The 7,855-nt window shown below is 51.8% G+C and carries 8 protein-coding genes; 7 read left to right on the top strand and 1 reads right to left on the bottom strand.

Going from position 1 to position 7,855, the window contains the following annotated elements; all coding sequences use genetic code 11:
• From Q669_RS11130 to Q669_RS11140, 3 genes are all read left to right on the top strand, one after another.
• On the top strand, nucleotides 1-842 hold an 842-nt coding region (locus Q669_RS11130), incomplete at its 5' end, for a YdbH domain-containing protein (RefSeq protein WP_022992280.1).
• Complete coding sequence (locus tag Q669_RS11135) at nucleotides 839-1,054, top strand: YnbE family lipoprotein (protein ID WP_022992281.1); 216 nt, start codon at nucleotides 839-841, stop codon at nucleotides 1,052-1,054. The genes Q669_RS11130 and Q669_RS11135, both read left to right, overlap by 4 nt.
• Nucleotides 1,055-1,095: 41 nt before the next feature.
• Entirely contained in the window at nucleotides 1,096-1,440 is a 345-nt protein-coding gene (locus Q669_RS11140; protein WP_022992282.1) for a YdbL family protein, read from the top strand.
• Between the two features lie 3 nt (nucleotides 1,441-1,443).
• Here Q669_RS11140 and Q669_RS11145 read toward each other — a convergent pair whose 3' ends face one another.
• Complete coding sequence (locus tag Q669_RS11145) at nucleotides 1,444-2,076, bottom strand: HPP family protein (RefSeq protein ID WP_022992283.1); 633 nt, start codon at nucleotides 2,074-2,076, stop codon at nucleotides 1,444-1,446.
• Between the two features lie 210 nt (nucleotides 2,077-2,286).
• Between Q669_RS11145 and Q669_RS11150 the strand changes: the two genes are divergently transcribed.
• From Q669_RS11150 to Q669_RS11165, 4 genes are all read left to right on the top strand, one after another.
• Nucleotides 2,287-3,198, top strand: a complete 912-nt coding sequence (locus tag Q669_RS11150; protein WP_022992285.1) for an ROK family protein — start codon at nucleotides 2,287-2,289, stop codon at nucleotides 3,196-3,198.
• Between the two features lie 88 nt (nucleotides 3,199-3,286).
• A complete protein-coding gene (locus Q669_RS11155) occupies nucleotides 3,287-3,634 on the top strand; it encodes a hypothetical protein (protein WP_022992286.1) in 348 nt (115 codons plus the stop codon).
• A 204-nt stretch (nucleotides 3,635-3,838) separates the two neighbouring features.
• Complete coding sequence (locus tag Q669_RS11160) at nucleotides 3,839-5,356, top strand: ATP-binding protein (protein ID WP_022992287.1); 1,518 nt, start codon at nucleotides 3,839-3,841, stop codon at nucleotides 5,354-5,356.
• Nucleotides 5,353-7,855: Z1 domain-containing protein (locus Q669_RS11165; protein ID WP_022992288.1), on the top strand; the 2,503-nt coding region annotated here is incomplete at its 3' end. The genes Q669_RS11160 and Q669_RS11165, both read left to right, overlap by 4 nt.

Raw genomic sequence — 7,855 nt, forward strand, 5'->3', positions numbered from 1 at the left:
TTGAAGTCACGGATTCAGGTTCCAATGAACCACTGGCGGCGGATGCCCGGTTAGAGCTTACGCATGTATCCGGCGTAATGGACCGCACGGCGTTCACCAACCTGAGCGGGCGCCTGTTGTTTGCCCTGGAAGCGGACACGTTAACCGCCGGCCTACGAGACATCCGGATAGGCGAAATCGACTCTGGAATCGGCATTGGGCCGATTCAGCTCCTGGCGGATTACGAAGCCAACCTGGCTGCGCCGCGCAGGGGGCAGCTTGCCGTTCAGCAGGCAACCGCCGAGTTTCTGGGTGGCCGGCTTCGGGTAGCGCCGCGCACTGTGGACCTCTCGAATCGGCCCTGGCATGTTCCAATTGATGTCTACGATCTTTCGCTGGAGCGACTGCTGCAGGTGTATCCGGCGGAGGGCTTTTCTGGAACCGGCACGTTAACGGGCAGGATTCCGGTCGCGGTGACCGACGCCGGTGTGAGAGTAGACCAGGGCGCATTGGAAGCTATATCTCCAGGCGGCAAGCTCATCATGCCGGCCGAGCGACTGCAGACCATGTTGGGCATCAGTGATGCCATGGAGCTGGTGGTGCAAGCTTTGCAAAACTTTCACTATTCGGTGCTGGAGAGCACGATAGACTACGATGAAGAGGGCAAGCTGGCACTCGGCCTGAGGCTGGAAGGTGAGAATCCGGATCTTCGTGGCGGGCAGCCGGTTGTGCTCAACATCAATCTCGAAGAGGATATCCCCGCCCTGTTAACCAGCCTCCAGCTGAGTGGCAGAGTGAACGAAGCCGTGACCGAAAGGGTTCGGGAACGGTTACAACAATCCGGGCAGGAGGCAGTGCCATGACAAATCTATGGCGTTGGTGCCGGCCACTGGCGGCCAGAACATTGCTGGTTTTAATGTTGCCGCTGGCGCTATTTGCGTGCACACCCACTGTGCAGATGGCGGCACCAAAAGAACCGATTACCGTCAACCTGAACGTAAAGATTCAGCACGAGATCTACGTGAAGGTGGACAAAGAAGTAGACGAGCTGTTCAGCGAACAGGGGCTGTTCTGAGCGACACCGGACAATGCCAACGGCTGACCAAGGGGTTGAATATGAAACGACTGATACAACTGGGCGCCTTTGTGTTGGCGCTCGCCGTAGCAATACCGGCGCTGGCCATGGGGCTGGAAGAAGCGAAACAGAAACTGGACAGGGCTAAACAGCAGGGCCTGGTGGGGGAAACGCCAACCGGCTACCTGGACGTAGTGCGTGCAGAAGGCGATGCCCAGGCTGTGGTGAAAGCCATTAACCAGGCCCGCCGGGATGAATACACCCGCATTGCTGAAAAACACGACATTCCGGTGACACAGGTTGAGACCGTGGCCGGTCAGAAAGCCATGGAAAAAACGCCCGCAGGCCAGTTTGTGTTGATCAACGGCAAATGGGTGAAGAAGTAAGTCTCAATCGGCCGCCGGGGCCTGCTGCCGAATGGGAGCGGAGCCCATGCTGGCCGACCAGAGCGGATACGGAATGCCAGCCAGCCGATTCATTACAAAGGCATGGGCCAACAGCAATGCTACTCCGGCCATAAGCACTGGCAACTGCGCCGGGTTGGGCATCAGGCCCAGGGAAACGATCAGTGCGGTGGCCCCGGCCGGAGGATGGGCTACCCGTAACACCACCATCAGGCAACTGGTAAGCCCCAGCGACAATGCCGCCGCACCCACCCTGGGCAGATCAACACCGGTCATAAATGCCGATGCCTGCCCCTGAAGCCCGAAGATATACAGAGCCAGCAAGCCCATCAGCGCGCCGATCAGGTGCCCGCAGAGTGTATTTCTGGGAGACGCCGGTTGCGCCATGGGCACATAGAACAGAATAAAAGCCGTGGCGCCCAGGAAGGGGAAAATGAAGGCCTCCTGGGTAACCAGCGCCACAAACGACACCAAAGCAATGCTGAACCCGCCATTAACCAGGTTGAACACCGCCATCACCGTGGTACGGCTGTACTTGCTCGCCATGCGCTCCAGGTGCAGTGCCTGAACCAGGCCTTTGGCCAGTTGCCAGCGGAGTTGCTCGTTCCTGCGTCCCATACTGCCTGTTCATGCCCTTATTTGGTGCGTTCAAGGGGGCGGGATGATAGGCACTGACGAATATCAAGGCAAACAGGGATTTTCGATAATGGTTAAGAGCTTGATGAATAACCTGTGCTTTTATCAGAAAGAAAACGCATAAAAATACCGGGTTCCCTTTCTGCGAATAACACCGTATTTTCTGGGAAACCGTTGAACAAAGAGTGCGGCATGGGAAGCAACTGGCTGATAGGCATTGATCTGGGAGGCACCAAAACCGAAGTCATCCTGATGGACCGGCAAAGCCAGGAGCATTATCGCCAACGCGTACCGACCAGTGTTGGCAACTATCAAGCCACCCTGCAAACCATCCTCGCCCTGGTAACACAGGCCGAAGCCCACGCTGGTGCCGCCGGAATACCCGTGGGCATAGGCATACCCGGCAGCGTTTCGGGTAAAACCGGGTGCATTAAAAACGCGAACTCCACCTGGCTGAACGGCCAGCCCATGCAGCAACACCTGCAAGAATTACTGCAACGGCCCGTAACCCTGACCAATGATGCTAACTGCCTGGCGCTTTCCGAAGCCACAGACGGAGCAGGGCGCAACCACCACACGGTATTCGCCGCCATACTGGGCACGGGCTGTGGCGCAGGCATCACCGTGAACGGCCAGCTGCTGACCGGCCCCAATGGCGTAGCCGGCGAATGGGGCCATAACCCGTTACCCTGGACACCGGAAGCTGAACTGCAACAGCGCCCCTGCTTTTGTGGCCGGTACGGCTGCAACGAAACCTTTCTTTCTGGAACCGGGTTGTCACTCACTCACAAACTGCACACGGGACAGCAACTGCCCGCCCACATCATTGTTGAAAACGCACGAAATGGCGACTCGCAAGCCACCGACACCCTGAAGCAATATCTGGAGCACCTGGCCCGGGGCCTGGCCGCCGTTATCAATGTTCTGGACCCGGACATCATTGTGCTGGGTGGCGGCATGAGTAATGCCGAACAGCTCTACCAGGAACTCCCTGCCCGCCTGCCCGGCTACGTATTCGGCGGCGAATGCGACACGCCCATCGTAAAAGCCGCCCACGGCGACTCCAGCGGCGTGCGCGGAGCGGCCTGGCTGGCCAATACCTGAACCCACTCACAAAAAAACCACCGCACGACGCTACCTGTCGCCCCCGTGACTACACTGGAACAAAGGCAACGCCAGAGGAGGGCACACCATGCGAGCGAATACTGTGGCAAAACACCTGATGATCGCCTTGGCCATAGCACTGCTTGTGCTGGCATCCGGCTGGCTGCCCGCACAGGAAAACTGCACCTACCGCAAAGACGCCCTGGGCAAGATGCGCTACCAGTGCGACAGCGGCGAACAGGGCACACTCCGAAAAGACGCATTTGGCCACTGGAACGACAACCGCACCGGCAACCGCTACCGAAAAGACAGCCTTGGAAACTATCGGTCTTCTGATGGTGAAGAGGTGTGGCGCAAGGATTCGCTGGGGAACTGGCGGGACCGGGAAGGGCGGCGGTGCAGGGAGGATGCGTTGGGGAATTTGGTGTGTGAGTAGGGTAAGGGACTGATATCGAAGGACATGCACTAAAATCGGGCATAGGTCTTGGAAACTAAAGCAATCTCTTGCAGTATTGAGACTATAAAAAGTATGCAGGCTAAATTTTTGAGATGTGCCATATACTTGGCCAAGGTCCGGTAGATTCGAATAAATCTGCATTTATAGAACAAAGCATTTCACGGACAGGTTGCGGATAGTGATATGGATCGAGTAGTACAGCAGTCCTCGCCAATACGAGAAGTTGATGCAACCCCTTACGCCGCTTCACTTATAGAAGGGCATCGGGACTTCGGTTATAGCCTTGAAACTGCATTGGCTGATGTTATCGACAACTCTATTTCTGCTGGTGCAACAACAGTTCAGCTAATAGCAGATACAGCCTCGGAAGAGCCGACAATTATCATCGCAGATGATGGGTGCGGTATGCCGGAGGCCGAGCTTATTGAAGCAATGCGCCTCGGCTCGAAAAACCCTGCAGATAAACGTGCTGCCGATGACCTTGGGCGCTTTGGCCTTGGTCTGAAAAGTGCCAGTTTCTCCCAATGTCGTTCACTCACCGTAATATCTGCACAGGACTCGAAGCTGTCATGTGCTCGTTGGGATCTTGACCGGGTTTCTCGAAGAAATGATTGGTCACTGGAATTGTTGGACCATCATTCAACCATTCCTGGAGTTGAATTGCTGTCAGATCACGGGACGATTGTTGTTTGGCAGAAATTAGATCGGTTAATAGGAGGCTATGGGGACGACCGAGTAAAACGTATAAGTCACCTGAATGAAGCGCTTGGTCTGGCCGAACGCCATTTGCGGTTGGTATTTCATCGATTCCTCGAAGGTCGGAACCCGAAGATTCGCCTGTTGCTCAATGGCAGAGCGCTTAAACCTATAGATCCAATGGCGTCAACTCATCCTTCAACACAAAAATCCCCTGAAGAAGTCTTGGCCTTAAGCAAAGGCACTGTGCGAATTCGTTGTTATACACTTCCCCATCACAAAAAAATGACTCGGGATGAGTGGGAGGAAGTCGGTGGCCCAGAGGGTCACCTGAAATCTCAAGGTCTTTATATTTACCGAGAGAATCGCCTCATTATCTCAGGCGGGTGGCTGGGCCTCGCCCGACAAACAGAGCTTACTAAATTGTGTAGGATTGCTGTCGACATACCCAACACCATGGATTCGGACTGGAAGATTGATGTCAAAAAAGCATCCGCTCAACTTCCCCCTCAAGTGCGAGAAAGGCTTAGAAAAGTTGTTGAGCACTTTGTTGGTACTTCTAAGCGAACGTATCGAAGGCGCGGCCAACAACTGGTAGACGAGACGAAGCAGCCTATTTGGAATCGAATTCAGAGAGACGGACAGGTTTTCTTTCGCCCGAACGCTGATCACCCGGTTTTCAGAGCATATGCAGATCAGCTACCCGACGATCTGAAGGACGGGTTTTATCGTTGCATTAGAATTGTCGGATCAGGATTGCCCATAGAAACGCTGCATGCGGAGCTGGTGGGGAATGCTGAATCAGTGGTTGCTGATCATGCTGACGAAGAAGATCTGCGTCAGCTGGTTATCACTATGGGGGATGCGCTGCTAGGTTCCGGTATACCCGCTGATGCCATTTCAGGCGCAATGCAGAGCCATCCGGTTTTGCGTGATAACTGGTATTTGGCTCAAGAATTAATCAAAGAATACCTGAATCAATCCGAAGTTGGGGGCTTAGCGTGAGCAGTAGTAGCTATGATCAGTTAGTTGGTGTTCTGGAGCAGGCATTATTTAATCAGCCACGAAAAACAGAAGAGGAACTTCGGAGTTTGATAGCAGCCCTTGCAGTTCCTGTCGCTCCGGATCTAAGTCCTGATCAGTTGGAGCAAGTCGCTAGAGAGATCGAAGCTAAACAGGGGATTAAGGCTGGCTTGGGAGCGGTCGTTGACGGGGATAACTTTGAACCTTGGTTAGACGATGCGAAGTCTAGAATAGACCCGTTCTATTGGAGACGGTATCAGAAACTTCTGTTGCAGAATGGACTTCCCCGAGATGTCGTTACTTCTACCGACAAGGTCACAGACAAAATTCTCGGGCGGCTGGGTGATCCGGAAAAACAGGTACAGTGGGATCGTCGGGGAATGGTCGTTGGTCATGTTCAAAGCGGAAAGACGGCAAACTATACCGGGCTAATTTGTAAGGCTGCAGATGCGGGATATCGATTAATAATTGTGATTGCTGGTATTCACAATAATCTTAGAAACCAAACTCAAGCAAGGATAGATGAGGGCTTCATTGGTCGTGATACTGGTAGAACTCAAGAGAGAGGTAGTGGATCTGCTAGAAACAAAGTCGGGGTAGGGCACTTTGATTTCACTAGAACTCCAGTTAGTCTGACAAACACCATAAAAGATTTTAACAAAGAAACTGCATCAACAAATACGAGTGAGATTGACTCGTATAAGGTTCCAGTTGTTTTGGTGATCAAGAAGAATCATCGAACTTTAGGAAATCTTTTGGACTGGCTTAGGGATAATAGTGCTCGGGGTGATCTCGAAATGATTGATCAGCCCATGCTTCTTATAGATGATGAGGCCGATAATGCTTCAATAAATACGGCATACAATAAGAACTTAATAACAAAGATAAATGGCCAGATTCGTGATCTTCTAAATATGTTTCATAGAAGCTGTTATGTTGGGTATACCGCGACTCCATTTGCAAATATATTTATAGATCCGGATGAAGATGATGAGATGTTTAATGAAGACCTATTTCCAAGAGATTTTATTATTGGGTTAGATGCACCAACAAACTATTTTGGACCCTCAAAGGTTTTTATTGATGGTATGCCTGAAGATGGTGCCCCTGTATGGCTAAGATATATAAATGATAACGAAGATATTCTTCCGTTAAAACATAAAATTGATCATGACCTAGATGAGATTCCGAAATCCCTATTGATGGCTTTAAGAGCCTTCGTGCTTTCCAGAACAATAAGGGATTTGAGGGGAGCTCAATCATCACACTGTTCAATGTTGGTGAATGCCAGTCGGTTTACTGCAGTCCAAAGCAAATTGAGAAACAGGATTCATGAAGCCTTAGATCGTATAAAAGACTCAGTGAGGGTGAATGCTTCTCTTGGTAATGCGGGGTTGTCAGATCCTGAACTGTCAGAACTGAAGAAGGTTTGGCACCGCGAGTATTCATGCACGGAGTTCGAATGGGAAGAGGTGCAAGCTGCCTTGCTGGAATCGATTGCTGCAGCAAAGGTTGTTGAGGTTAATAGCAGAGCTAATGATCTTGATTACTCGCATAGTGGGGATCGAGGACAAACGGTTATCGCGGTGGGTGGTTTTTCGTTATCCCGGGGGTTAACGCTGGAAGGTCTCACGGTCACCTGGTTCCTCCGAAACACCATGATGTATGACACATTGATGCAGATGGGGCGTTGGTTCGGGTATAGAGATGGTTATGAAGATCTCTGCAGAATATGGATGCCAGAGGACGCAATAGATTGGTACGCATTCATTGCTGAAGCAGCGGAAGAGTTGCACGATGAGCTGAAGACAATGGAGAAAGCTAAGGCAACGCCTAAAATGTTTGGGTTGGCTGTCAGAAGTCATCCCGCATCTTTGCTTGTTACCGCAAGAAATAAAATGGGGGCAAGCTCCAAAGTTGTGGCGAAGGTGGGGTTATCAAATCAGTTCATTGAGACGGCGAAGGTCAGTATTGACCCTAACGATATTGCTATAAATAAAAAAAACGCCAGGTTGTTCGTTGATAGTGTTTTAAGCCTTGGGCGTAATGTCGAACGAAATAAATGGGGATACTTGTGGAGAGACGTCCCTGTTCGTGAGATTGACCGTTTTTTGGCGGGGTGGAGGAATGCCGAACAAAGTATCACGACAGACACTGCGCCCGTGCGAGCATACATCAATGCGCGGGTACCGCAAGAGCTAGCTGACTGGGATGTGTTGGTAACTAGTAAACGAACTGGGGAAGAAGATAACTCTCTAGGGTTGCCTGTCATTCCGGCAGAGCGGTCCGTAACTCTTGGTGAGCCAAGGCTGCACTATATGGCATTTAGCGGCAAAGGCATGCGTCTTGCGTCTAGAGGAATAGAGAAAGCTGGCCTTACAGAGGCAGAAGTTATTGAAGCCGAAGAGGCCTACTTGGAAAGCAATAAGGATAAAGCCGAAAAAGGTAGGATTAATTTCCCCGTGCATATTCCGGCCCATC

The sequence above is a fragment of the Marinobacter sp. C1S70 genome (assembly GCF_000475355.1).
GTDB lineage: Bacteria > Pseudomonadota > Gammaproteobacteria > Pseudomonadales > Oleiphilaceae > Marinobacter > Marinobacter nauticus.